Raw genomic sequence first — 26,851 nt, forward strand, 5'->3', positions numbered from 1 at the left:
GTTCATCAAAATAAAAGAAACAATATGAATATGATTCTATTGAAGAAATAGTATTCTGAGAAGTGCTATTCATTGAGAGTTATGTGTTTATTAAAAATGTTGCTATTGCGACTATAGGAGGTGCACAAAATATGAATATTTTGATGATGTTATTCTTAAAAAGATAAATTTTGTATTCTGAGTTCATACCAGTTGTCAACCTAGAGTGGTTCTTATCAATAAGCATTTTTATGTAATCAATTCTTTCGTGATTTTCAGTTTTTGAAAGTATATTATTATATTCAATCTCAAGACAATTCAATTCATCTAATATTTGATCATCAGTTAAACTTGGTACTCGTCTTGAAAAATGACTTATTTTGTGCTCCAATTCATCTAAGCTTAAATAAGAATGTTTGTATTGAAAAGCTTTTTCGATGTGATTAAAAGTTGAAATAAGTAGCGATAAACCAAACAAGCCTACTGATGCTATTACTGCAGCAACATTAACTATTAGAGTGGAGCGCTTTGTAACATCTAATACTAAAGCCCAGATAGAAAAGCTAAGGACAAAAAAAGTGTAATATGCAATGATTGTTGTTGAAAGATTTGCATTCTTTTTCATTCTAGCCTCAGATTCCATACGACTTTTTTTTGTAATCCATAATTTATCTTTAAGTGACTCAATTTCATTTGAAAAGTCTATTTTAACCAACTCCTGATCTTATGAAATCTCTTGCACATCCTTTTCAAGTTCTCTAACAGAATCATACATTTTTTTTCTAAAGAGCAAATGTATTTCTTCCTCAGACATGTTTTCTAATTCATCATTTTTGTATCCAAAAATACTATGTAAAGTTTTAATTTTATGATACAAGTCGAAGTTCTCATGATTAGGAATATAGTCTGACTTCCCCTTTTTTTTTGTTATCTCGTGGTATGCTCTAACAAATTTTTTTATCCTTAATTTTAATTCTTTCTTTACTCCTGCATCATCACATATCTTATTTACTAGCCAGTCTAGGTGATAAAGTATTGAAATATCATCAAGTTTGGAGTAGAAGAATAACCAACCATATCGTTTTTTTTCAATAATAAATCCTGTAATCCTTAAATTTAGGTTCCAAACTAGTACCTCACTTTTCTTATCAACTTTATAGGTACTAATTATCTTAATAAGAGAATCCTCAAGTTTTCTTAAATTTTTCTCTTTGACTGTTAGTCCTAGTAGACCTTCCTTTATTTCGGTATATTTATATCCTAAATAATCGAATCCTTTAGTTAAAGAACCATGGTCTTTTTTCTCATTTATCTCCAAACTCAGTTTATTACAGAGCTCATTATGTATTGAATATTGAATGCGCTTATGATTATTAGATTTACAAAGAATTAGAATATCGTCAACATATCTAAAATATGCAATATTTTTAAATCGTGAAAATTTATTATCGAAATCATTCAAAAAAATGTTTGCTAAAATATTCGAAATAGAAATACCTTGGGGGACTCCTTTTTTGCTCATTGTATATTTTTTTGATGTTGAAGCTACAGTAGGATTTTCAATAGCGTTTTGGATTAGTTCGAGAATTCTTTTATCCTTAATAACTTTTTTGATTTTTTTCATTAAAATTTGGTGATCTATTGCGTCATAAAAGCTTTTAATATCAATCTTTATGAAGTAATCGAATTGTTTAGAGTCTATTTCAGCTTTTATTTGTTGCATGGTAATAGTAGATGTTTTTGTATCCAGAATCATTGAGAAGCTTTCGGTGAGTATTTCATTAAGGGCAGAAAGAGTGACTTTATCTCTTATTGTAGGAATTGAAATAATACGTGGAAATTTACCTTTTCCCTTCGAGATTAACTTCTCTTTATAGGGGGTGAATTTATAATTTCCTATTTGAGTCTTTCGGGAGATAATCTCGATGTGTTTATCAACATCAAAATTCTTTAAACTAATTTTATCATGACCTGGATTCGCTTTATGTCTTATTTTTAAAGTGAAAATGGAATTTAGATTATCTATTGATAATTTTTCTGAATATAGTGGATTGTATTTCATTATTCAGTCTCGTTTCCTTTGTAATTATGGAGGTGAGTCCCTGAAGGATAAGGATAATTACCTGCAAGAAGCAGGTCACTGTGTAGGTAAATACCTTCGTTTAGGCACACTCCCGAAGGAGTCCACATAGAAAGTTTTCTATATGCAAAGTCAGGGACTCGATTTATTCTCTCATAAATGTTATAAGTTGTCACCTGCTATATTGGACACCATGGATGATGATGCCTAGGATGGATTTATTTAAGGCTGGGCAATATGATAAGGAAAAATGAGGGAGAAGCCCATTTGAAATACGATTCTTGGGATAACTATATGGATGGAGATAAAGTAATCAAGAAGGTTTATAAAGCTGAGAAACGAATTTTAGCTGAGCAGCAGAGGAAGTGAATATATGAACACTGTTTACAAAATCCTGGAGAGCGATACAGACTTCATGATTGCGGCCATGTCACAAGCGCCAGTATCTGTCTGGCACCAATACAATGATTATGCAGAAGGGCGACTCCATGATTATGGTGGAATAGTGGAAGGGTATCATTCGGGTATGGTTAAGATAGAGGGAAACTGTTTTAGACGAGATCGATTTGAATTTAGAGCGTATATAAAATAACCCGCCGGCTTATGCCTGACGGGTTTGTTTAGTAAATCAATTTTCGCATCTCAAATCTCCAAAAGAATCCATGATATAGCCAGGTAAACTGAAGATCTCATAAAACAGTTATTGTGATCTATTTGTTTTTCGCCTGGAACAATTCGGAAAACGTCTTTCTTGTTGGCATGGTCATTCTACACTTTGATAATATCAAACAAGTGAATTGTTTTTTCAATACCAGTAAAACTACTGTTTTCATCCGCTTAAGATTTAAGCCTTATTACAAGATGCGGAAGTTGTCTCATACAATTACATTTTTCTAGATATTTTATAAACGATCAATTGATTAAGCGATATTCCTTCCCTATTGGATTCCTTAAGTAAGTCTCTATGCAATGTTCTCGGCATCCTCAATGCGAATTTTCCACTGGGTAAATCCTCATCGGGTTCAGGAATCATTGTTCCGTTCTCAAGCATAACCTCTAAAAAATCACGTTTTAACTCTTCAAGCTCTGTAATTGCTTCAACTGCAGTTATTCCGTCAGTATGACATCCTTCTAATTCTTCAATCCAAGCCCAATAATAACTTTCAGTAGGTGAATCGACTCTTTTCACATTCGTTGTGTAGGGTAAGTTCAAGTAATAATTGATATCTTTCTCTGATGTAGCACTGATTTCTTCTAAAGATTTTTGGTCTAGATTAATAAATGTCGGAAGTTTCGCAATATTTTCTTCTCCTCCTATGTTATCTACTTGAGATTTTAGATAAGGAGAGATAGTCATACTTTTTCCTGAACCAGTATTTCCAACAAAAATACTTTTAGAATGTTGCTCATTATTATTGTTTATTTTTAAATCATTGTAGTTATCCATATGTATCTCTTCAAAAAGTTTTAATTTCTTTTCATCTTTCTTAGTCAATTAGATATCACTCCTTGAATTGGTTTATTACCAACCCACTTATTTGTAGTATGTTGCTCTATCCCACCAGGGGTTATGTAGAGAGATGAAAGGGGATATTACTCCCCCACCACTCTTTCTAAAATCTTAATTATGTACGAAATCTTTAAAGGGTTTGCATCTTTTAATGCAATATGTTCACCCGTAATGCTATTGGTAAATATACGGTGAGACCCTTTGCCGTTTCTCATAAGCGGCCATCCATACGCTTCACAAACCTTTTGCGCCTCTTTGTAACTGACGCTGTGTGGCTGTTTCCTCATTTTCACCACTATTCCTTTGATTCTGTTGGATACCACATGTCCCCGACTCCTTCACTTGAAAATAACCTACAAATAAATGATATCATATACGATATCACAATTCAATGTAATGATATTATATACGATATCATATTTCATTGTAGTGTCTGTCCGATGTTAGATATTCAGGAACAATACATTATTCACTGTTGCTAAGAATTATATACCAGGCATATAATACAAACGAATGTTCTTATTTTATTGGAGGCGATCACACGAAAATGAGTATCGGCCAAACCATCGAAATTATATACCTGGACAAAGCAGGGAAGATCACGCAGCGAGAGGTTGAGATTCTCGGCATCCGTGACGGCCGTATCCGGGCTACATGCCTGACTACCGGCGCACTGCGGGTGTTTTTGGCTGCCAACATCCTCTCGTGGAGACCAGTGTCGGAAAAGCGCCATGTTGGATGATACAGCGCGAAAGCTGCTTCGAGTCATGTTCCAATTCAAAGGACACTTTCGTCGGATGCCAACGCTATCAGAATTGAAACGGCTGAGTGGCCGCAGACCGGCAGCAATCAAAGTAGGCATGCTACAACTGGTCGAACAGTATTACATTCAGTGGGACGATAAACGGCCTGTTGAGACCGCTGTTGTGATCGAGGCATGGGAAAGGGACGTCCCGTTTAAAAATCTTGTCGGGGCAGGCCCACACAAATCACAGCAAGCGCCATTGACAGGGAGTATAGATTACTGGACCGATTACTAGGAGGGCAGACATCATGGCAAAAAAATTGGAGAGTGTGTGGGAAGGCAGTCGGTTTATGTTGCCAGAGCATGTGCAGCAGCTTAGGCAAGAAATACAGGAGCAGGGCCGACGCAGCAGACCCGTGATTGATCCTGTGAATGGGAGCTAATTGACCAGGCGCTCGGGTATCGGGTACTCCTTAGTGAAGCAGGAGCAGATCACAATTGTATTGTTTGACCCTTACAAAGATCTAATGGTCCGCGGGGTTGTGGTGCAAGTAGATAGGCAGCTGCGACGAATCAAATTTCAGTCAGAAGTGGATTATAGCTGGATCAAGATCGACGATGTAATTCGTGTCATTACATAAATAAGGCCCCCCAGGATAAACCTCGCGGGTTATTTTATATTTGCTTCTTTAAAGGGAATGCGATCAACCTCATCACATGAACTAAATCCTCGTATGGTAAGTATACTATTCCTTCTCCATTTCGCAGTTTCACTTTTGCTCTGATTTGACAACTTTCCGGAGTTCCTACTACTACATCTCCATCTTTCGTATGTATACTCACAGGTTGTTCTTTTTCAATAGCAATCTTTAATTCTCTGAACATGACATCACTCACTTTCGACAAATATTTCAGGAAAACTTATCAAATCAATAATCCATAATAACTATTTCGGACTATTTTCCTGTATATTTATAGTAAGGGAAAATAAGTTAAAGTGTGAAAGTAAGGACAGATTCTTATTGCTTCACTGTTGTTAGGCAGTTCATTTGCTTTTGCTGCTAATTTTTGCATATCACTGAACTCAATATAGCTTACTAATTGTAACCTTTAGTAAATATCTAATGCATAAAGACACTTCATGGAGATACATATTGATCAGGTGGATTAAAATAAACAATTCCGTTTCATCAGATAGAGATTTGAATTTAGAATTACATAAAACAACCCATCCGTTAAAGTCGATGGGTTGTTTGCAAATTTTAATTCAAAGCGAAAGAGATTTTGAACACGATAATGAACACCTTTGATTAGGTATTCATTAAAATAAATTGAAGTTGGTTTTTAAAAGTAGGTTTCTTTTGTTTATTTCTACAATGCCTGAAATTGTTGAATTTTTAAATATACGAAGGTACTCTTGTTTCGCTTTGTCTGACCAAGAGTCGATAAATATTGGGTTATAAACTGCATTTTCACAGTAACTGGGGATCATATTATTTAGCATTTGTTTTATTTCTTCTGTATTCAAAGCTTGGATTTGTTGAGAAAAGGCATTGTAGATAGCAGTATCCTCTTTTAACCAACTTAAAAGAACAATAGTTTTTCCGTTTTGTGGGAATACATTTAAAGTTAAAAGGCTTACAATCGCTTTGTGATCATACAGACGATTCACAATGTCTCCATTTAAGTCGTATTCGAGATTAAAACCAGAACAGACAGCAAATTTCGATTCACCTTCTAGAGTGATACTTACCGTCTCGATTACGTTGTAATCTCCTTGTAACAATGCATTGTCGAAGATAATCTTCTCTCTAATATTATCAACTTCAGCTAGTTTATACCCTTCTTGGAGCGCTTGGTAATGCTCGTCGTTTAAAAGACTAGGCTTATCATCTATTAGATTAGTATGACTTTTACTAGCTTCAATTTTTCTTTGGTATTCATATGCGAAAGCTCTATAAGCAAATAAATAATTTTGTTGTTGAGTGCCCACATAATCACTATCTTCAATCGGTTGAAATAACATTTTATCATGATTACTACAAAATCCAGTTATAGTGGTTGCTTGGCTTCTGCCTACTTCTTTAAATCGATATCTGGGCTTATTTGATTCAGCAGTAAATCGAACCATGTATATTTTACCATCTCGACCAATTCGATTTAAAATTCTATTATTTTGAATAGTATGAGCTTTGATAATTTTTGCTGAGCATTCTTCGGCTTTAGGATGGATACAATGCTTTATCTTCGAATTGTTGAGCCTTCTTTCAATTCCTGAATCGACAGGGATATTTGTGTCTAAGATCTGTTGATCTTCTTTATTTCCATGACAAACTTTATACTTTTTTCCTGATCCACACGGACAAGGATCATTACGACGAATTTTATTCATAATTCTACGATGCCACCTAGTTCATAAGATTTTTTATTGCGAAATTAAGGTGGGGATTTTATATGGATGCGTAATTTTTTATAATTAGTCTTTAAATAACTCGTCGATTAAATTATCGATCCTTTCTTTCCGAGAAGCCGTATCCTCAGTATCAATTATGACCTCTTCATCTTTAAAAATAAGAGTGTCTCCGGCCTTAACCTCTGCAGGTAGTTCTGATCTAAGGACATCCTCAGTTTTTCCATCAAATTCAATGACAGCATACCCACCCTCGAAGCGATCAATAATTCCCTTCCTCATTTACTTGGCCCCCTTGGTAGTCGTGAATGAAATTGAATTCCCATCACTAATAGCTGTGATGGTCCCTTTTTGGTCAGTCCGCAGCACAGAAGCATTAGCATTTTTTAATCTGGCCAGAATACCGGAATCCGGATGACCATAATTATTCTTCCCTACACTGATAATAGCATAGGTTGGTTTTACAGCATCGATAAAGGCTTTGCTGGTTGAGCTATTGGAGCCATGATGGCCTACCTTTAGTACATCGGCTTTCAGACTTACTCCATCCGCAAGCATATCATTTTCAGATTTCAGTTCAGCATCTCCGGTGAATAAGAAGGACTTATTTTTATAAGTAACCTTTAGAACTGCGCTCCAATCGTTAAGATCATCACCATAGGTATTAACAGGCGCCAGAAACCTTGCTTCAACACCAGTCAAAGGAATTGATTCTCCTTTAGTTACTGCTTTAATAGTACGACCTTCATTCTTGACTGCGGTCAGAAAGTCTTTATAGGTTTCAGTAGTATGCGAAACTTTTGGAGCGTACACGGACTTCACTTCCACCGCCTTCATTACATCATCCAGCCCGCCGATGTGATCTGCATCGGGATGAGTGGCCACCATAGCATCGAGTGTTTTGACACCGAGAGCATTCAGGTATTTCACGAGGTTTTTACCTTGATCGTTGTTACCCCCATCGATGAGGACATATTGATTACTGGGTGTCCGGATTAAGGTAGAGTCACCTTGTCCAACGTCAAAATAATAGACCTGCAGCGTACCGACATTTTGTTTCTTCGGCACCAGCAAAGCCGGAGCTGGTGTAGCGGTCGGTTTGCTTGTCGGTTTAGCAGTTGGCTTTGTTGTAGCCTTTACGGTTGGTTTTTTAGTGGCAGCCGGTGCTGACTTAGTTCCACCACCATTGTGGAAATGGTACTCACCATCCTTAAGTCCCCATTTGGCGCAATTTGTTCTGCAATAATGCCCACCGTTGGAGTCGGTTCGTCCTGGATGAGCTTCTGCAATTACGGGAAGCAAAATCAGTAAAATCGACAAAATCACTGATAAAGCAATTCTTTTCTTCATAAAATCCCCCCAGAGTAGTTCTGGAAATAGTCTATCAGATAGAGGTAAAATTTTCTATTAAAATGCTCTACCATACATATGTATTGCTGAACTGCCTCTCGTTTATACAAGGACCGGACGGGAATAAATACAACGGGGTTCTTCTACCATTTTTTCTACCATCATGAGGAACTTTACAGAACATTTTAAAACTTTATAATGATAAATGCAGCATAGCTATATCATACAAAACCTTAAGGAATCTTGTGGAATAGCTTGGGGGCGCTCTTGTAATACGTGGGTTTACGATTCAACTCCCTTCTATAGTTTGCGTTGGGAAATCGCAATATATAAACACAGAAGGATTACTCTTGAGTTTTTAGAAATGCTCGAATATTTTTATTGTCAGCAAACAATATTCCTGTTAATGTAAATAATGGGTGATTGATTAGTGAAAGATAGACACTTTGATTTGTTTAAGCAACTTTATTATGATGAGATAGCTACTAGAGATCGTATCTGGAATATGATCATGGGATATTTAACAGCACTCCCATTATTAATTTCAGCATTTGTATATTTTGCAAGCAAAATAAAGGATATTGAAAACGATAATGCTAGAAACTGGGGTTATTTTTTAATAATTATAATTTTCATAGTATTAAGTATTTCCTTATATTACTTTGTTAGATCCCTTTTTGGTTATGAATATCATTTTCTTAATTCTCCACAGATAATAGAGGCACATACTCAATCTCAGATTGATTACTACGGTACTGCTTATAACGAATCCTACGTAAAACAAGCAACCTACGAAAATTATAGAGATTTTACTCACAATAATAAAATTTTAAACGAAAGAAGACAAAACTCGATTATTAGAGCCTTCAGATTACTATTTATTGTATTTGGCCTAAGTTCATTACTCTTTGTCATTTATATCGCATTCAGTAAAGAAGAGATTCAAAGAGTTGAAATATTAAATACATTACAGGAAAGGAGTGTTAATATGGGTGATAACAATAGTAATAATAATCAAACCCCGCCACCATCATCTCCGCCGCCGAGTATACTAAATGAAGGCAATTTCTCCGGTGGAAGTAAAAATGATTCAAAAAAAGAAAGCGGAAATAAAGACTAATATTATCATAGAATATCTTAACTACGGCCGTCCTTCGGGGCGGTCTTTGTTGTAGAGAGATATGAAAGAAAAATGAAGCGCCGCTTCTAAGGAGTGCGAGAAGCGCCAATTATATATATTTTGAGTTTACGGTCAGTTAACGCGAAGATAGAGGAGAGATTAGGCTAAATTAGGTTTATTACTTTTTAATTGCTGGATACTTGAAGGTAATGCCTTAATTTGAATCAGAAATACATTGAAAGGGAACCGAGATATTTCGTTGACCATATTCTGACCATACTTAGAACAGAACCTATCCCAAGTGATCGGAACTAAAATAGTAACTTCCTATATATAGCGTGAAAATCGGGACTAATCCGAACCAAGTATTTTAGGAACTGCATAAAGAGGGTATCACTTGACTGCACCAGAAATCCTTTATGGTTCACTCAAGGCTGTTTTTCAGGAGGAGAACAACAGCAGACGTTATTTAGTTAAGGGAACAAATGTGAAAAAATGTTAGAAGTGTGCTGTTCAAACACGAATACTAATGGTTTAAACAATATTGGTAATGAAAAAAAGAACCGCCTTTGAGGCGATTCCTTTTAATTAGTTCCATTTTCTATTGTCCATGTAGTTTTGTAAGACATGATCATATTCTTGGTCGGTTATCTTTTCAACCTTGGCGGAGTATCGATCTCGAATATTATCAGTCTTAGAGATACTCATTACAGCTTTTTGACCCTCCTCAATAGTTGTTATAACAAAGGGCTTGTTGTTTTCGTCGTACTCGAAAATCACCTGCGTCCCCTTTAATGCGTAAATATGATCAGTTTTCTCATCAATTTGTTTATAAAAAGCCTCCATCATCGAATCATGGATAGAAATGGTCCAACAAGATGTGCGGTATTTACCGGGACCGACAGAAGGATTCATTTTGAGAAGTACCTCTCCACCCACAATGGGACGCTTTCCCAAAACTGTATCTTCGAGAGCGAAAGAGGAGCCATGCCCAAGTCTACAAAGTTCACCATTAAAATTCCTTAACTCAGTTCGTGATTGAGTACTTATTGAAGTTAAATCTTTAGGTACTACTTTCCGCAAAAGTGTAGTGTCACTGGTGTGAGTTACTTTCCAATTTTCCACAATAAAACCTCCTAATCAAGTTGTATTTATATATTGTGATTTTTTTCGCTAATTATTCATTTATTTTGCCCCCCCAGGGTCAAATGAGATAAAAAGTATTAGGAACCGTAGAGGGAACCCTTATTTGGTGCATACCGAAATTTTTGAAATTAGGAAGAAAAATAGAGTTTCTGTGGAAAATATGACGAAGTCTTAGCTATACCTAAAAAGGAGTTGTGGGGAATGAAATTACCTGAAGGGAATGTAGTTAAAACAATTTGGATCGATGGGGGGGAAATAGAATTTTGTGATGATTATGTAGCTCGTACACCTGAAGATATTGAAAAGGTAACGCGCGAGTTCTATCAAGCAGGCTGGAGGATTGTTCTCAAGCTTCGCGAGCAAGGTGTTGATATATGAAATTCATTTAATGTCTACCGATGGCATGCTTAACTCGTAGCGAGTCTGCCTGACACCCGCCATCCTGGACGGGTGTTTCGACAGACCCTCTGAGCTATCTACAGCTAGTTACAGAGGGAATCTATATGCCTTTAATTCTAGCTTCAAGTCCGGCATACCCCGGCCAGCCTTCAATTGTCTTAGCATCAAGAAGCCGCTGATATCTCATAGGGCAATATTTTTCCCATTGCATTACTTCGATTTGGTGCTGCGCATTCAGCGGTGTAATGCTGTTATTTTCTAATTGCAGACCGACTAAACATTCATCAAGATCAACAACCAAACGGCCGGATAAGTAGCCGTCAATCATATTTGCTGTTTCCCTCATGTGCTGTGACAAATCCACTGTGCGGCCTCCTTTAGTATGTCCGTCCAATACGCTCCGTTCTGCGCTTGATTGCAAGCACCGGCGCTCCATAGGGAAGATCATCTCGATCCCGGCGTTCAATGTCCTCGTCGTACCGATAGACTTGGTGTAAGTTGGGGACGCTCGTAATTTGACGCATGAGGATGATGTTCAATAAAGTTGTCTAAGAACTGCTGCAGCTGCATAGTTTCCACTTTCATTAAGTCATGCCTCCGTGACCATATTTTTATCAGAACTGATCTGAATTAATCGGAATCGAAACACGGGACTTTTTATTATAATGCGGTTATCCTCAATAATCGGAACTGAACATTTAGGAACTGCATAAATAGGTTATCACTTGAATGCACCAGATATCCTTTGTGGTTAACTCAACGCCTGTTTTTGAAGTGGATATTAGCCGGAAACTTTAGAGTAGTAAAGTAATGGAATAGAACAATTATGAAACTGTAAAGTAAGCCAAGAGATCACCTTGCAAGGCTGGAGAGCAATGAGGCTGCGTTATTGTAGGGATGAATGGTGGCGTGGCTACATTGAGAAGTGGTTTGCGACATTTCAAAAATAGCCTGATCGTAATACATTTACCCTGTTTCACCTAATATATCATGTTAAAATGAGTCAACAAGATATGATTAGAGGGGGCTGCGATTATGAAAATGCTGTGTCCGCATTGTGGTACAAGTTTTAAAGTTCAAGAAAGTGAGACCGTACATCATGAAAAAGCAAAAGAATATCAAGAGTATGAAGAGACGGTCGCTGGCTATGAAATAGAAAGTTTCGTATGTCCAGAGTGTAGCGATATGATTGTTATTCTGCGGTATGGAAGGTTAGTACCACTCGGGGCGCATTCTTACCATATGATCAAGCAAGAAATATTAACTGAAAAAACCATTTTTCCAAAAACTGCTGATATGGACTTATCGGATTATGTTCCAGAAAAGTATAGAAAGGATTACAGAGAGGCGGGCCTTATTCTTCCCATAAGTCCTAAAGCAAGTGCTGCAATTTGTAGAAGGATGCTTCAACAAATCTTGCGAGATGAATTCCAGATTCAGAAAAAAGATTTATATCAAGAAATTGAGGAGTTCATTCAGCGTCAGGGCGTGCCTTCATACATAGCAGATTCTGTCGATGCTGTAAGAAACATTGGCAACTTTGCTGCACATCCTTTAAAGAGCAAACAAACTGGTGAGATAATGGATGTAGAAGATGGGGAAGCTGAATGGTTACTTAATGTATTAGATGCTTTATTCGATTACACATTCGTTCAACCTATCAAGCTCCAAGAACGTCAGGATAGCTTAAACACAAAGTTGAGAGAACTTGGAAAAGGAGAAATGCTTAAACAATAAGCCCCATAGGAGCGCTGCGCATGGCGAAAACTGTGAGTAAAGCGCATCGACAAAAGTACCTGTCCGAGACAGGGCGAGCAACAACCTAGGCCGCAACATGAAGTGAATCCTGCCGCGTCGTCAAAAAAGGCCCTGAAAAGGGGCAGAGAGGATGCCGAGTCTCGGGCATATAGACGAAGGCCAAGGAAGCTGTATCGAACTTGGAACAACAGTGAAGAATCCTAAAGCGTAAAGGGAAAGGCATATTGTTAACAAACTATTTGTCCTAGAGTTAAACACATTTTTTCACATGAAATCAAGGGAAAGATAATTGTATTATATGTAATTTAACCTTTCCTCAAGTTCAGTTGGATAGAGGTGCTTGAACAGTCTTAGTATTTCAGGGTGAATTCCTTTGCAAAAAAAATAAACCCTGGATTTCTCCAGGATTTATTGGTCACATATTTGGTCACGAACTCTCTATAATCCAATTTATCTCATAGTCCCTAACCCCAATAAAATCAACGATTCGCGAACTGAATTTAGGGCATTTATCCCTTTCCTCTATATCAGTTGGATAGAGCTGTCAGCTCCCTGTAATAAAGCGCAATTCCATCAGATTTAATATATCTGACTGGAGTTGCGCTGTTTTGTTATTACAGGATTTGCAATAATGATTTCAATACAATATCAGTACGTCTTTAATAAACATGTAAAAACAGTTACACGGATATTACGGAGCGGCGGATTTCCAATATGCTTGCGATTATAGTTTTGCATGCGTTAAGGATCGTGTGTAGTCCGGACTATTTATGGGGGCTGATCCCAGGTGCAGTGTTTTTCTTGATCTTTATGATCAGCCCCCGGTCCTTGGGAGCTGGTGATGTGAAGAGGGTTGCACTGCTTGGATTATGTATCGGCCTAGAACGAGTGGTGGTAGTTCTGTTGGTGATGTGCATTTTTGTTTTTCTGTATCAGGGAGGAAGAAAGCTGCTTTCAATGGATGCTCAACCCACTGTGCCGCTCGCACCATTTCTTACTTTAGGTCTGCTAGGGATCGTTGTCGGTTTATGACTTTGAATTGTCGATTTACAGATTGTTACAATCATGTTAATGTGAAACTACACTGATCGGAAGCACCGGCGTGAGTCTGAAAGAATCGGCACAATCGCCCTGTTAGCTTAGGCTGATAGGGTGATTTTTTAGTGAGGTAATTCCTCTAAATCCGAGTAAGAGTAAAGAGTTATTGTTGGGGGGAAGAGGTATGAAAAGAATAATTCCTTCTATATTTATATTTGTAGTGATACAAAGCTTTATTATTTTTATTTTGGCCTTTTTTAACCCAAAACCTTTTGTAGAAGGTTTTCCTTTTGCAAATTGGGGAGTATATATTCCAGCCTTGTCTCTAGTCCTTACAATTATTTTCCTTATAACAATGAGAAAAAGAATTTTAATTATATTGCTTATTTTGATACCTATTCTTTCATTTTATTTGTTTTCAATTGTAGAGCCTTATTTTATCAACTTGGATCAACGAAAAAGCAATTACGAATCCTCTCTTTATAATAAACAATCAGGCCAGTCTAGCGTCCAATACTTTGTCTCTACATCTCATCCCAATGATCGCAATGTAGAAAACAAGTTAATTATAACTATAAATGATGAGATTCCGAAAGATTTTGTGTTAAGCCGGTTACAGACTGATAACGATGAACCTATTGTTTGGTTTGAGGTTCTTAAACCATCTCTTTTAATGGGGAGTTTATCTAGATTTGCATATTATGATATTAAAACAAACAAAATATCAAACTTTATTACGGAACAGCAAGTTTCGAAAGTTCTAAAAAAACATGGTGAAAAAGTGTATCATTTCGAAAGAAAAGAAAAAATTATAACAAGTGTATTTATAAATGATATTACGGGAGAGGTTAACATTTTAAATGTTATTAAGTCTGATGGGAAATTGATCATGAATTAATTTGAAAGATTTTGTCAAGCATTCACTGAGGCTTATGAAATTTTACCTCTTCATTTTGTATAAGGATTCATTATTCGTTTAACTTTTCAATAATGTAGAGTATTTTTTTCCTTTCATGATAGCGTAAAAAAATTTTTGGTTTCAGTTTTATGCTGGATCGAGATTTGGAATCGGTGAAAATAACTATTGAAAATTAGTGGTTTATGATAGTTGCTTTTTAATTTTCTTTTTTTGGAAGACACCAACAAGTTATAAATCCTTACAGAACTCTCCGTGGCGGCTATTTCACGGAGAGTTTTTTTCTTATGTTGTGGGTCATAGATGCCAAATTTCTAGCGGTGTGTATCATCAATTCGTAACAAAAAATATAGGGTGTTTTGGTGAAAATATGTTTTAAACTCATTGCTGAATCTTAAAATAATGAATAGGAAATTTGATTAATATACATTAGTTACTTAACTGATTATTCTGACTTAAATTCGACACTTATTTACAATTGACCCTCTATTTTATTTTTTTAAAAAATGTATACTGATATCACTGAAATACAATAAGGAGGGATTTAACGGTATAAAAGGAAAAGAGCGAATTCTCAATATGATAAACAACAATAAAAATTTGAGAAGTGGGGATGCACTTGAAAAAAATTTTAAACGTAGCCTTATCATTGATGGTACTTATAAGTACTATACCTAATCTCGCGTTCGCAGAGACTTCTAGTTTTAGTGACTTGAATGGAATAGTAAATGCGACTTCTTTATCTACTAATTCTTATATTGTGAAGTTAAAAACGGAAGAGGACAAAATAGACTTAGAAAATGTTATGTTGGGAATTGAGAACATGACTGGTACTAAAAAAGTAAAAGAAGAATTTGAAAATTTACCATACCTCCTTCTTAATCTGACTTCCGCAGAAGTGAGCAACCTACAGGATAACTCAGTTGTTTCATTTATTGAACTTGATAAAGAAGTCCAATTAAGTGATAATGAACAATCTGTTGAAAAAGTTGCATCAACCTCCCCATTACATACTGACTCCAAAGATTTCTCTTCGAAATTAATTGAATTCACTAAAAGCGATTTAGATAAAGCTGACTTAATTGATAACACTGTTTCGAGTGTTACTTACAATACTTACTCGGTTCAACCAGAAACTGTAGACAATTTAGTATATGGAACTGATTTTTTTCCTGGGGACATATAAAATTAAAAGTTAATGAATTACATGACAGAGGTGTAAAAGGTGATGGAGTGAAGGTGGCTATTTTTGATACAGGTGTTGATATGTATCATAGTGACCTTGAACTTGCTGGTGGAGTTTCATTTATTGGAGATTCTTATGATGATGATAATGGACATGGTACTAAAATGGCAGGAATAATTCAGGCGAAAATAAATGATTCTGGTATTGGTGGCCTGGCACCAAATGTTGATTTATATGCTGTGAAAATGCTTGGTCAATCTGGAAAGGGTTCATATAGTAATGTTATACAAGCTATTGATTGGGCAATAGAAAACAATATAAAAATAATCAATATGAGCATTACGGGATTAGAATTTAGCAAATCAATGAAAGATGCTACTCAGAGAGCATGGGATGCTGGCATCCTTATTGTAGGGGCTTCAGGAAATACCAACAGCCCTAAGGTTTCGTATCCATCAGGTTATCAAACAGTAATGTCAGTTGGTGCGGTTACTTATAATATGCAAAAATCTGCGTTTTCAAATTATGGAGTTGGACTTGATATTTCAGCTCCAGGAGAAGGGATAATTACTACTGCTAGAGGAAATGAGTATGAGTCCGTTTCAGGGACCTCAGTTGCCGCGGCTTTTGTTTCTGGAGCAGCAGCCGAAGTTTGGTCTTCTCATCCCGATTGGGATGTTTTAAAGATAAGAAAAGCTTTGTTAGACTCGGCTGAAATTATTGGTGATAAAGAATTGTTTGGGTATGGAGTTGTAGATCCACTTTCCGCAATTGATGAGAATTTCATTCGAGATACTATCATTGATCCATCTGGATTGGAAGAAGGAGATGGTGACCCTGATGGGGAAGTAGAAATTTCAACTACTAATGTATCCGCCTCACCCTCCACAATAGAATTGGGTGAAACTTCCACAATCAGTTTTGACTACAAAGACAAGGCGCACAGAACAATTATTACAGTATATAGATACTTGGCCGGATATGATGATTATATCCAAATGGGAGATCCAATTTACATATATCAGGAACAGACTCAAGGACAGTGGGTTTTTGAACCTGAATATCTCGGAAGTTATAAAATTAATGTAGCGCCGAACGATAAAGACCATGATTTTAGTGGAAATACATACGTAACTGTAAATGAACCTGCTGCTTTGGCAAGTCCTTCTAATTTGACGGTTTCTTCAACAGACTCAACTATTACACTTAGTTGGGATAGTGTGCCAGGGGCTACTTCATACAAAGCTAAGGTTTACGGACAATCAGATATTATTTTACCAGCAGATAGAAAGTATATAACGTTTGATCAAAATTTAAGTCCAAATACTTTATATCGAGTAGGCGTTGCAGCTGTAAACTCAAAGGACCAGAGTGAGTACAGTATCAAAAGTATTTCTACTCTGAAAGAAACAGTTATTGTACTTGCTGGAATGGCTGGTTCAGCAGCATTTTATCAAGGTGATCAGATTTGGGAGCCAAGGCCAGCTCATCTTCATACAGATTTGGAACATATGAAAGTTGATTCGTATGGGGTGGCATTAGATAATAACACTATTTTTAAAAATAGTGAGTATCCAACGGGAGAACCTTTGCCGGGCTTCTACGGCTCATTAATTGATTATTTAAAACAAGATTATAACGTTATTCCTTTTGGTTATGATTTTCGGCAAGACAATCAAGTAGCAGCCCAAGGGTTGAAAACTCTTATAAATAGTTTAAATGTAAAGAAAGTCAATTTGGTTGGACATAGTATGGGTGGCTTAGTCGCCGCAAAATACATACAAAATGCCAATTCTGCAGGAGAAGATGATAAAGTAAAAAAATTCATTTCTATAGGAACTCCGTACCTCGGAGCTCCAAAGGCTTATGCTACTATGAATAGTGGATTCTTTTTGTCTAGTATGGACCATACTCCAATAATGGATAAAATTAAAGAAGGATTCCTTCATGAATTTTTAATGGAGCTTGCTAGAGATTCGACAGGTGTAAATGAACTACTTCCTTCTCGAAATTACTTTTTATCTAATCAATATTATATAAAGAAGAGATTAGATGTAGCTTATAATTTTACTCAAAAGTTCACCCCAATGATTAACTACTCGGATACAAAAGGTTTTCTTAGTTCAGATATAAATAAGGCGTTTTTCAATTCCTATATTTATAGTAAATCTGAGTCATTCCATAACCAACTTGACATTATCAGCACCTTAAACTCTATTCGAAATAAATTATATATTATCGCAGGGTATAACTTAGAAACACCAGGTGTTATCATTCCTCACTTTATAAAGGGGGCAAGTGGTTGGGAAAATTTCACGGATAATGATATGGATCCAGTTAATGGCGATAAAACAGTCCCCTTGTGGAGTGCTTCGGTGGCAGAAAATTTCCAAAGCAAAATGTATTATGCAATGCAGGTGGAACATTCGAAATTACCTGAGGACCCCAAGGTTCAAGCACAAATTTTGGATATCTTAAAAGGCGGAAATACTAATATATTGAGCAGATCAATTGCTAAGACAAAAACTTTGAAAATCAAGGTTGAGAATCCGATAACAAATACTACTGCAAGTAAGACAAGTTTGAGAAGCTCGAGTCTTCAAACTGAAAACTTAGATTATACAGTTAATAGTTTGATAGATCTAAATTTATATGATCTTAATGGTGCACATCTCGGGCCTAACTCTGATGGAACTATTGATGAACAGATAAACACTGGAGATTATTATGAAAGTGGCGGTTTGAGATATGCTTTGTTAAATAAGAGCGACTATCATGTGAAACTGTTAGGAACTGGAAGTGGTTCGATTACTTATACAGTTCAACAATTTGACGAAGCAGATACTAAGGAAAAAACATACCGCTTTGATGATGTTTCAATAACACCAACAATGATTATTAACTCTACTACAAATCCCGATCAAGGAATTGTATTGCACGTTGATGAAGATGGTAATGGCACAACAGACTATATAATTCAACCGTCAGTTATATTAAATGGTATCCAAAGTCAGGATGAAGCTCCTCCGGTAACAGTTATTTCTGATGATGGGGCACCTAATGAAGCTTGGAACAATACTAATGTTAATGTAACGCTTCAAGCTCATGATGATTTGAATGATATAATGAAAATTCAGTATAACTTTAATGATAACGATCCATTTGAAAAATATAATTCACCGATTACTTTAACAGAAGATGGAATATATATAATTAAAGCTTATTCTACTGATAATAATACAAACTCTTCTGACTTTGTTAGCAAAACAATTCGGATTGATAAAACGGCTCCTGAAAAGCCAGCCATAGAATACCATCCAATTGATTGGACGAATGAGAATGCATTCTTTACCATTGTAGATGGTATAGACTCCTTAAGTGGAACTAAAAAAAGTCAATATAAAATTGGAAACGGTGAATGGCTTGATTTTAATTCTGAAACTACTATTTCGGAGGAAGGTAGAATTTCTATTTCTGCCCGCTCGATCGATAACTCCGGCAATATAAGTGATGTCACTCAAGTAACAGTCTACATTGATAAGACTGCACCTAATGCACCGGAAATCGTACTTAGCCATCAGGATTGGTCCGCGGAAGATGTTTCTTTTTATATTGATAAGCCTGATGATTCACTTAGCGGTGTGAAGTATTTTCAATATCGTATTGGGACGACAGGATCATGGATGAAATTTGTTGGACCTGTTTTTATATCAAGTGAAGGGGAAACGCTTGTATACGCAAGAGCAGTAGATATGGCTGGAAACATAAGTAACGAGACTTATGCTGTTGTAAAGGTTGATAAATCAGGACCAACGATTCCCCAGATAAATGCTGATACTCTAGAATGGATCAATACAGATGTGAATTTCTCAATTGTTCCTGGAGTCGACCTGTTGAGCGGCGTCAGTAGGACAGAATATAAAATCGATAATGGTACATGGATTGAATATAAGGATATTCCACTTAAGCTAACTGAAGAAGGGATTTATCATGTATACGCCAGAACCATCGATAGAGTTGAAAACATCAGCAATGAAGCTTCAGCTATTATTAAAATCGATAAAACTCCACCTGGTAAAGGTGCCATTACTTTAAGCAATATACATTGGACACAAGATGATGTTAAAGCAACCATCACTGATGGAGTTGATTTATTAAGTGGCGTTAAAAAAAGCCAATATAAAATTAATCAGGGTGAATGGGTAGATTATACAGCTATTGTTACTTTGCATGAGGAAGGAATCAATACAGTTTACACTAGAACAATAGATTTGGCTGGAAACATAAGTGCTGAAGTACAAGCAAAGGTTTATATTGATAGAACACCTCCTAGTAAACCAACTGATTTGACAGTACTCCCTTTTTTGACAGGAAAAGGACTGAAGTCAGTTACCTTAACGTGGGGAGAATCAATAGATCCAATTGGTGTAATAAAAGAATACGAAATTTATATGGATTCAAAATTAATAGGATCAACTACTAGTTTGAATTTTACTATTAATAATCTAAATGCAGATTCACTATATAATTTTTATATAATAACTAAGGATGAGGCTGGTAATTCTTCAGAAAAAAGTAATGCTATTGATGTGTATACAAGACATACAATGATTCAAGCTTCAGGAAGTCAAAGCTTCCTTCTAAAGTCTGAGCAGAATGGTACTTTATCTGCTTGGGGTTCTAATGTTTATGGACAATTAGGTGATGGTACAAAATATACCAAGACTACTGCCATAGATGTACCTTTGATAAATGGTATTGCGTCTATTTCATCCGGAGAAGAGCATACCATTGCCGTAAAGAGTGACGGTAGCGTTGTAGCATGGGGAAATAACAATAACGGTCAACTGGGTGACGGAACTATCATTCAGCATAGTGTGCCAGTTGCAGTCAGTATCTTAAATGGAATTATTGAAGTAACAGCGGGATCGACCCAAAGCTTTGCACTGAAGGGCGACGGAACGGTCTGGGGATGGGGTCAAGGGTACGGCACTACTCCGGTGGCCATTAGTGGGCTGAGTGGAATTGCTGCAATTGCAGCCGGCGGAACGAAGAGTATGGCGCTGAAAAGTGACGGAACGGTCTGGACCTGGTCGAACGGAGTAACGCCAAGCCAGGTGGCAGGGGTGAGCGGCATCATCGCCATTGCGATGGGGGCCGGGCAATACCTGACCCTTAAAGGGAACGGAACAGTCTGGTCCTGGGGAAGTAATAGTTATGGTGAAGTGGGAGACGGAACCACCGTACAGCGGACCACTCCGGCGGCGATTAACGGGTTGAGCGGAATTACCGCGATCGCCGCTGGTAACATGCATAGTTTGGCACTGAAAAATGACGGCAGTGTGTGGACGTGGGGGTATAACGGATACGGTCAGCTGGGAGATGGAAGTACATCTACGAAGTCCACTCCGGTGCAGGTCAGCGGCTTGAGCGGCGTAAAGGACATTGCGGGCGGTTACAGCCACAGTGTAGCGATGAAAAGTGACGGCAGTGTGTGGGCATGGGGGAATAATGCCTCGGGCCAGCTGGGTGACGGAAGTATCGTGCAGCGCCTGACGCCGGTGGAGGTAGTGGGCAATACCGCACCACAAGTGACGGTAACGACACCATCGGGAACACAGTCAAGTCCAACCGCAATGACTATTACGAAACCGACGATCGGATGGACGCAAACCGATGCCGCGGTAACCACCTTTACAGGGTACCAGGTGCAGGTGCTGGATGAGTCCGGAGCGGTCGTGCTGGATTCAGGGGTACAGGCAACGAGTACACTGCTAACTAGCAATACTTGGACAGCTACCACCGCCCTACCTGCAGGGCAAAAACTGCAGGTGAGGGTAAAAGTGACGGACGGTGCAGCGTGGTCGGAATGGTCAGCCATGAAATGGATGACGATTAGTACCGTATTGCCGAATAAATTGGTGGCGGCAGGCAGTGGTCATAGTACGTCAATTGACAGTGCGGGCCTGATCCGGATCTGGGGAAATAACGGAAATGGTCAGTTGGGTGACGGAAGTGCAGTCACGGTAACCCGGACAACGAGTGTCAATGTGCCGGGTGTGAGTGGAGCCGTATCGGTGGTCAATAGCGATTCGCATACCGTTGTGCTGAAGAGTGACGGCAGCGTGGCAGCCTGGGGCTATAATTATTACGGTCAACTGGGTGACGGAACGAATGTGCAGCGAGCTACGCCAGTGGCAGTCAGTGGGTTAACCAGCGGCATCATTGCCGTAGCCGCGGGATCGAACCAAAGCCTTGCCCTGAAGAGCGACGGAACAGTCTGGGGATGGGGTCAAATATACGGAACCACCCCGGTGTCCATTAGTGGTCTAAGCGGAATCGTCGCAATTGCATCCAGCAATATGCGAGGCATGGCGCTGAAAAGTGACGGAACGGTCTGGACCTGGTCGAACGGAGTAACGCCAAGCCAGGTGGCAGGAGTGAGCGGCATCACGGCGATTGCCATGGGCAACGGTCAATACCTAACTCTCAAAGGGGACGGAACGGTCTGGTCGTGGGGAAGTAACAGTTATGGCGAAGTGGGAGACGGAACGACTGTACAACGGACCATCCCGGCTGCGATTAGTGGACTGAACGGGATCACAGCCATTGCCGCCGGCAACACACACAGTTTGGCCGTGAAGAGTGACGGCAGTGTGTGGACATGGGGGTATAACGGGTATGGTCAACTGGGGGATGGCAGTACAACTACACGGGTGACTCCGGTACAGGTCAGTGGCCTAAGCGGCGTGAAAACCGTCGCGGGGGGTTACAGCCATAGTTTAACCCAAAAAACGGACGGAAGTGTCTGGGCGTGGGGAAATAACAGTTCCGGCCAGTTAGGCGATGGAAGTACCGTACAGCGCCTGACGCCGGTGGCGGTGGTGAGGAATACCGCACCACAGGTGACGGTAACGACGCCATCGGGAACTCAGGCCAGTCCGAGCGTGTTTAACATTACGAAACCGACGATCGGATGGACACAGGCAGATGCCGCGGTAACCACCTTTACGGGGTACCAGGTGCAGGTGCTGGATGAGTCTGGAGTGGTCGTGCTGGACTCAGGGGTACAGACAAGCAGTACCCTTTTGGATAACAATACCTGGGCGGTTACCACAGCGCTTCCCGTAGGGCAAAAACTGCAGGTGAGGGTAAAAGTGACGGACGGTGCAGCGTGGTCGGAATGGTCAGCCATGAAATGGATGACGATTAGTACCGTATTGCCGAATAAATTGGTGGCGGCAGGTGGATCTCACAGTACGTCAATTGACAGTGCAGGACTGATCCGGATCTGGGGAACGAATGGAAACGGACAGTTGGGCGACGGAAGTGCAGTGACGGTAACCCGGACAACGAGTGTCAATGTGCCGGGCGTGAGCGGAGCCGTATCGGTGGTCAATGGCGATTCGCATACGGTTGTGCTGAAGAGTGACGGCAGCGTGGCAGCCTGGGGCTATAATTATTACGGTCAACTGGGTGACGGAACGAATGTGCAGCGAGCTACGCCAGTGGCAGTCAGTGGGTTAACCAGCGGAATCATTGCCGTAGCCGCGGGATCGAACCAAAGCCTTGCCCTGAAGAGCGACGGAACAGTCTGGGGATGGGGTCAAATATACGGAACCACCCCGGTGTCCATTAATGGTCTAAGCGGAATCGTCGCAATTGCATCCAGCAATATGCGAGGCATGGCGCTGAAAAGTGACGGAACGGTCTGGACCTGGTCGAACGGAGTGACGCCAAGCCAGGTGGCAGGAGTGAGCGGCATCACGGCGATTGCCATGGGCAACGGGCAATACCTAACTCTCAAAGGGGACGGAACGGTCTGGTCATGGGGAAGTAATAGTTATGGCGAAGTGGGAGACGGAACGACCGTACAGCGGACCATCCCGGCCGCGATTAGTGGACTGAACGGGATCACCGCCATTGCCGCCGGCAACACACACAGTTTGGCCGTGAAGAGTGATGGCAGTGTGTGGACGTGGGGATATAACTATACCGGTCAGCTGGGAGATGGCAGTACAACTACACGGGTGACTCCGGTGCAGGTCAGTGGCCTAAGCGGCGTGAAAACCGTCGCTGGGGGTTACAGTCATAGTTTAGCCCAAAAAACGGACGGAAGTGTCTGGGCGTGGGGAAATAACAGTTCCGGCCAGTTAGGCGATGGAAGTATCGTACAGCGCCTGACGCCGGTGGCGGTGGTGGGGAATACCGCACCACAGGTGACGGTAACGACGCCATCGGGAACTCAGGCCAGTCCGAGCGTGTTTAACATTACGAAACCGATGATCGGATGGACACAGGCAGATGCCGCGGTAACCACCTTTACAGGGTACCAGGTGCAGGTGCTGGATGAGTCTGGAGTGGTCGTGCTGGACTCAGGGGTACAGACAAGCAGTACCCTTTTGGATAATAATACCTGGGCGGTTACCACAGCGCTTCCCGTAGGGCAAAAATTGCAGTTGCGGGTAAAAGTGACGGATGGTGCGGCGTGGTCGGAATGGTCAGCCATGAAATGGATGACGATTAGTACCGTATTGCCGAATAAAGTGGTGGCGGCAGGCAGTGGTCATAGTACGGCTATTGACAGTGCAGGATTGATCCGGATCTGGGGAACGAATGGAAACGGACAGTTGGGCGACGGAAGTGCAGTCACGGTAACCCGGACAACGAGTGTGAACGTGCCGGGCGTGAGTGGAGCTGTATCGGTGGCTAACGGTAGCTCGCATACTCTCGTGCTGAAAAGTGACGGCAGCGTGATGGCTTGGGGTTTTAATAGCTCCGGTCAACTGGGTGACGGAACGAATGTGCAGCGAGCTACGCCAGTGACGGTTAGTGGATTAACGAGTGGCGTGAACGCTGTAGCGGCTGGAGCGAATCAAAGCTTTGCCCTGAAGAGTGACGGAACAGTCTGGGGATGGGGTCAAGGATACGGTACCAGCCCTGTAGCCATTAGTAGTCTGAGCGGAATCGTCGCGATTGCATCTTGTGATACGAGAGTCATGGCTCTGAAAAGTGACGGAACGGTCTGGACCTGGTCGAACGGAGTGACGCCAAGCCAGGTGGCAGGAGTGAGCGGCATCACGGCGATTGCCATGGGCAACGGGCAATACCTGGCCCTGAAAGGGGACGGAACGGTCTGGTCATGGGGAAGTAACAGTTATGGCGAAGTGGGAGACGGAACGACCGTACAGCGGACCATCCCGGCTGCGATTAGTGGACTGAACGGAATCACCGCCATTGCCGCTGGCAACACACACAGTTTGGCCGTGAAGAGTGACGGCAGTGTGTGGACGTGGGGATATAACTATACCGGTCAGCTGGGGGATGGCAGTACAACTACACGGGTGACTCCGGTGCAGGTCAGTGGCCTAAGCGGCGTGAAAACCGTCGCTGGGGGTTACAGCCATAGTTTAGCCCAAAAAACGGACGGAAGTGTCTGGGCGTGGGGAAATAACAGTTCCGGCCAGTTAGGCGATGGAAGTACCGTACAGCGCCTGACGCCGGTGGCGGTGGTGGGGAATACCGCACCACAGGTGACGGTGACGACACCATCGGGAACGCAAACAAGTCCAACCGCAATGACTATTACGAAACCAACGATCGGATGGACACAGGCAGATGCCGCGGTGACCACCTTTACGGGGTACCAGGTGCAGGTGCTGGATGAGTCTGGAGCGGTCGTGCTGGATTCAGAGGTACAGGTAAGCAGTACGCTTTTGGATAACAATACCTGGGCGGTTAGTACAGCCCTGCCGGCAGGAAAAAAACTGCAGGTGCGGGTAAAAGTGACGGATGGTGCAGCGTGGTCGGAATGGTCAAGCGTGAAATGGATGATGATTAACACGGTTCAAACCAAGAATCTGATTGCGGCAGGCAGTGGTCATAGTACTGCCATTGATAGTGCAGGACTGATCCGGATCTGGGGAAATAACGGAAATGGTCAACTGGGCGACGGAAGTGCAGTGACGGTAACCCGGACAACGAGTGTCAATGTGCCGGGTGTGAATGGAGCCGTATCGGTGGCTAACGGTAGCTCGCATACTCTCGTGCTGAAGAGTGACGGCAGCGTGATGGCCTGGGGCTACAATTATAACGGTCAACTGGGCGACGGAACGAGCGTGCAGCGTACAACGCCAGTGGCAGTCAGCACGTTAACCAGCGGCATCATTGCTGTAGCCGCAGGATCTTCCCAAAGCTTTGCCCTGAAGAGTGACGGAACAGTCTGGGGATGGGGTCAAGGATACGGCACCAGCCCTGTAGCCATTAGTAGTCTGAGCGGAATCGTCGCGATTGCAGCCGGCGGAACGAACGGCATGGCCCTAAAGAGTGACGGAACGGTGTGGATTTGGACGACCGGAGGAACACCAATTCAGATGACAGGCGTGAGTGGAGTTACCGCGATTGCTGTAGGTGCCGGTCAATACCTAACTCTCAAAGGGGACGGAACGGTCTGGTCATGGGGAAGTAATAGTTATGGTGAAGTGGGAGACGGAACGACCGTACAGCGGACCATCCCGGCCGCGATTAGTGGACTGAACGGGATCACCGCCATTGCCGCCGGCAACACACACAGTTTGGCCGTGAAGAGTGACGGCAGTGTGTGGACGTGGGGGTATAACGGGTATGGTCAGCTGGGAGATGGCAGTACAACTACACGGGTGACTCCGGTGCAGGTCAGTGGCCTAAGCGGCGTGAAAACCGTCGCTGGGGGTTACAGTCATAGTTTAGCCCAAAAAACGGACGGAAGTGTCTGGGCGTGGGGAAATAACAGTTCCGGCCAGTTAGGCGATGGAAGTATCGTACAGCGCCTGACGCCGGTGGCGGTGGTGGGGAATACCGCACCACAGGTGACGGTAACGACACCATCGGGAACTCAGGCCAGTCCGAGCGTGTTTAACATTACGAAACCGACGATCGGATGGACACAGGCAGATGCCGCGGTGACCACCTTTACGGAGTACCAGGTGCAGGTGCTGGATGAGTCTGGAGCGGTCGTGCTGGATTCAGGGGTACTAGCAACGAATACGTCGTTAACTAGCAACACTTGGACGGTAACTACAGCAATACCTACCTTTAAAAAGTTACAAGTGCGAGTGAAGGTAACCGACGGTGCGATTTGGTCAGAATGGTCAGTAATTAAATGGATGATTTCGCAATAAAATTTCAAATAAGTATTGTTGAATAAGTTGATATTTAGAGAGAATAATCAGTATA

The 26,851-nt window shown here is 40.8% G+C and carries 20 protein-coding genes; 11 read left to right on the forward strand and 9 right to left on the reverse strand.

Annotation, left to right across the window (positions count from 1 at the left end; translation table 11 throughout):
• Window positions 1-79 precede the first annotated feature (79 nt).
• Complete coding sequence (locus NYE33_RS14745; RefSeq protein WP_341066352.1) at window positions 80-694, reverse strand: SLATT domain-containing protein; 615 nt, start codon at window positions 692-694, stop codon at window positions 80-82.
• 9 nt (window positions 695-703) lie between these two features.
• Window positions 704-2,041 carry a reverse transcriptase domain-containing protein gene (locus tag NYE33_RS14750; protein ID WP_341066353.1) on the reverse strand — a complete coding sequence of 446 codons (1,338 nt, stop codon included), beginning with the start codon at window positions 2,039-2,041 and terminating at the stop codon, window positions 704-706.
• Window positions 2,042-2,432: 391 nt separating this feature from the next.
• On the opposite strand from NYE33_RS14750, the gene NYE33_RS14755 reads away from it, so the two are divergent.
• On the forward strand, window positions 2,433-2,651 hold the full coding sequence (locus tag NYE33_RS14755) for a hypothetical protein (protein WP_341066355.1): 219 nt from the start codon (window positions 2,433-2,435) through the stop codon (window positions 2,649-2,651).
• A 291-nt stretch (window positions 2,652-2,942) separates the two neighbouring features.
• Here the strand turns inward: NYE33_RS14755 and NYE33_RS14760 are convergent, their stop codons facing one another.
• Window positions 2,943-3,554: a toxin-antitoxin system HicB family antitoxin gene (locus NYE33_RS14760; protein WP_341066357.1), complete on the reverse strand. Its 612-nt coding sequence runs from the start codon at window positions 3,552-3,554 to the stop codon at window positions 2,943-2,945.
• 562 nt (window positions 3,555-4,116) lie between these two features.
• Between NYE33_RS14760 and NYE33_RS14765 the strand changes: the two genes are divergently transcribed.
• The 3 genes from NYE33_RS14765 to NYE33_RS14775 all read left to right on the forward strand — a co-directional run bounded on the left by NYE33_RS14765 (window position 4,117) and on the right by NYE33_RS14775 (window position 4,955).
• A complete protein-coding gene (locus NYE33_RS14765; protein ID WP_341066358.1) occupies window positions 4,117-4,311 on the forward strand; it encodes a hypothetical protein in 195 nt (64 codons plus the stop codon).
• 311 nt (window positions 4,312-4,622) lie between these two features.
• Window positions 4,623-4,757, forward strand: a complete 135-nt coding sequence (locus NYE33_RS14770; RefSeq protein WP_341066359.1) for a hypothetical protein — start codon at window positions 4,623-4,625, stop codon at window positions 4,755-4,757.
• A complete protein-coding gene (locus NYE33_RS14775; RefSeq protein WP_341066362.1) occupies window positions 4,758-4,955 on the forward strand; it encodes a YolD-like family protein in 198 nt (65 codons plus the stop codon).
• A gap of 34 nt (window positions 4,956-4,989) precedes the next feature.
• Here the strand turns inward: NYE33_RS14775 and NYE33_RS14780 are convergent, their stop codons facing one another.
• The 4 genes from NYE33_RS14780 to NYE33_RS14795 all read right to left on the reverse strand — a co-directional run bounded on the left by NYE33_RS14780 (window position 4,990) and on the right by NYE33_RS14795 (window position 8,074).
• Window positions 4,990-5,211, reverse strand: a complete 222-nt coding sequence (locus tag NYE33_RS14780; protein WP_341066364.1) for a hypothetical protein — start codon at window positions 5,209-5,211, stop codon at window positions 4,990-4,992.
• A 424-nt stretch (window positions 5,212-5,635) separates the two neighbouring features.
• Window positions 5,636-6,706 carry a YecA family protein gene (locus NYE33_RS14785; protein ID WP_341066366.1) on the reverse strand — a complete coding sequence of 357 codons (1,071 nt, stop codon included), beginning with the start codon at window positions 6,704-6,706 and terminating at the stop codon, window positions 5,636-5,638.
• Window positions 6,707-6,790: 84 nt separating this feature from the next.
• The gene (locus NYE33_RS14790; protein ID WP_341066368.1) at window positions 6,791-7,006 is read right to left on the reverse strand and encodes a DUF3006 domain-containing protein; all 216 of its coding nucleotides are present in this window, start codon (window positions 7,004-7,006) and stop codon (window positions 6,791-6,793) included.
• Window positions 7,007-8,074, reverse strand: coding sequence for an MBL fold metallo-hydrolase (locus NYE33_RS14795; RefSeq protein WP_341066370.1), 1,068 nt, complete (start codon window positions 8,072-8,074; stop codon window positions 7,007-7,009). It lies immediately after the preceding gene.
• A 430-nt stretch (window positions 8,075-8,504) separates the two neighbouring features.
• Between NYE33_RS14795 and NYE33_RS14800 the strand changes: the two genes are divergently transcribed.
• On the forward strand, window positions 8,505-9,194 hold the full coding sequence (locus tag NYE33_RS14800; RefSeq protein WP_341066372.1) for a hypothetical protein: 690 nt from the start codon (window positions 8,505-8,507) through the stop codon (window positions 9,192-9,194).
• A 588-nt stretch (window positions 9,195-9,782) separates the two neighbouring features.
• On the opposite strand, the gene NYE33_RS14805 is transcribed toward NYE33_RS14800, so the two are convergent.
• Complete coding sequence (locus NYE33_RS14805) at window positions 9,783-10,319, reverse strand: hypothetical protein (protein ID WP_341066374.1); 537 nt, start codon at window positions 10,317-10,319, stop codon at window positions 9,783-9,785.
• A gap of 222 nt (window positions 10,320-10,541) precedes the next feature.
• On the opposite strand from NYE33_RS14805, the gene NYE33_RS14810 reads away from it, so the two are divergent.
• Complete coding sequence (locus NYE33_RS14810) at window positions 10,542-10,718, forward strand: hypothetical protein (protein WP_341066375.1); 177 nt, start codon at window positions 10,542-10,544, stop codon at window positions 10,716-10,718.
• Window positions 10,719-10,839: 121 nt separating this feature from the next.
• On the opposite strand, the gene NYE33_RS14815 is transcribed toward NYE33_RS14810, so the two are convergent.
• Window positions 10,840-11,103, reverse strand: a complete 264-nt coding sequence (locus tag NYE33_RS14815; protein WP_341066376.1) for a hypothetical protein — start codon at window positions 11,101-11,103, stop codon at window positions 10,840-10,842.
• 671 nt (window positions 11,104-11,774) lie between these two features.
• Between NYE33_RS14815 and NYE33_RS14820 the strand changes: the two genes are divergently transcribed.
• The 5 genes from NYE33_RS14820 to NYE33_RS36525 all read left to right on the forward strand — a co-directional run bounded on the left by NYE33_RS14820 (window position 11,775) and on the right by NYE33_RS36525 (window position 26,796).
• The gene (locus NYE33_RS14820) at window positions 11,775-12,476 is read left to right on the forward strand and encodes a DUF4145 domain-containing protein (RefSeq protein WP_341066377.1); all 702 of its coding nucleotides are present in this window, start codon (window positions 11,775-11,777) and stop codon (window positions 12,474-12,476) included.
• 711 nt (window positions 12,477-13,187) lie between these two features.
• Window positions 13,188-13,529, forward strand: a complete 342-nt coding sequence (locus NYE33_RS36520; protein WP_445669812.1) for a prepilin peptidase — start codon at window positions 13,188-13,190, stop codon at window positions 13,527-13,529.
• Between the two features lie 190 nt (window positions 13,530-13,719).
• Complete coding sequence (locus tag NYE33_RS14825; protein ID WP_341066378.1) at window positions 13,720-14,433, forward strand: hypothetical protein; 714 nt, start codon at window positions 13,720-13,722, stop codon at window positions 14,431-14,433.
• A gap of 637 nt (window positions 14,434-15,070) precedes the next feature.
• Window positions 15,071-15,637, forward strand: coding sequence for a hypothetical protein (locus NYE33_RS14830; RefSeq protein ID WP_341066380.1), 567 nt, complete (start codon window positions 15,071-15,073; stop codon window positions 15,635-15,637).
• Window positions 15,638-15,684: 47 nt separating this feature from the next.
• The gene (locus tag NYE33_RS36525) at window positions 15,685-26,796 is read left to right on the forward strand and encodes an alpha/beta fold hydrolase (RefSeq protein ID WP_445669780.1); all 11,112 of its coding nucleotides are present in this window, start codon (window positions 15,685-15,687) and stop codon (window positions 26,794-26,796) included.
• The last annotated feature ends 55 nt before the right edge of the window (window positions 26,797-26,851 follow it).

The organism is Paenibacillus sp. FSL R10-2199, from assembly GCF_038000235.1.
Classification (GTDB): Bacteria; Bacillota; Bacilli; order Paenibacillales; family Paenibacillaceae; genus Paenibacillus_AQ; species Paenibacillus_AQ phytohabitans.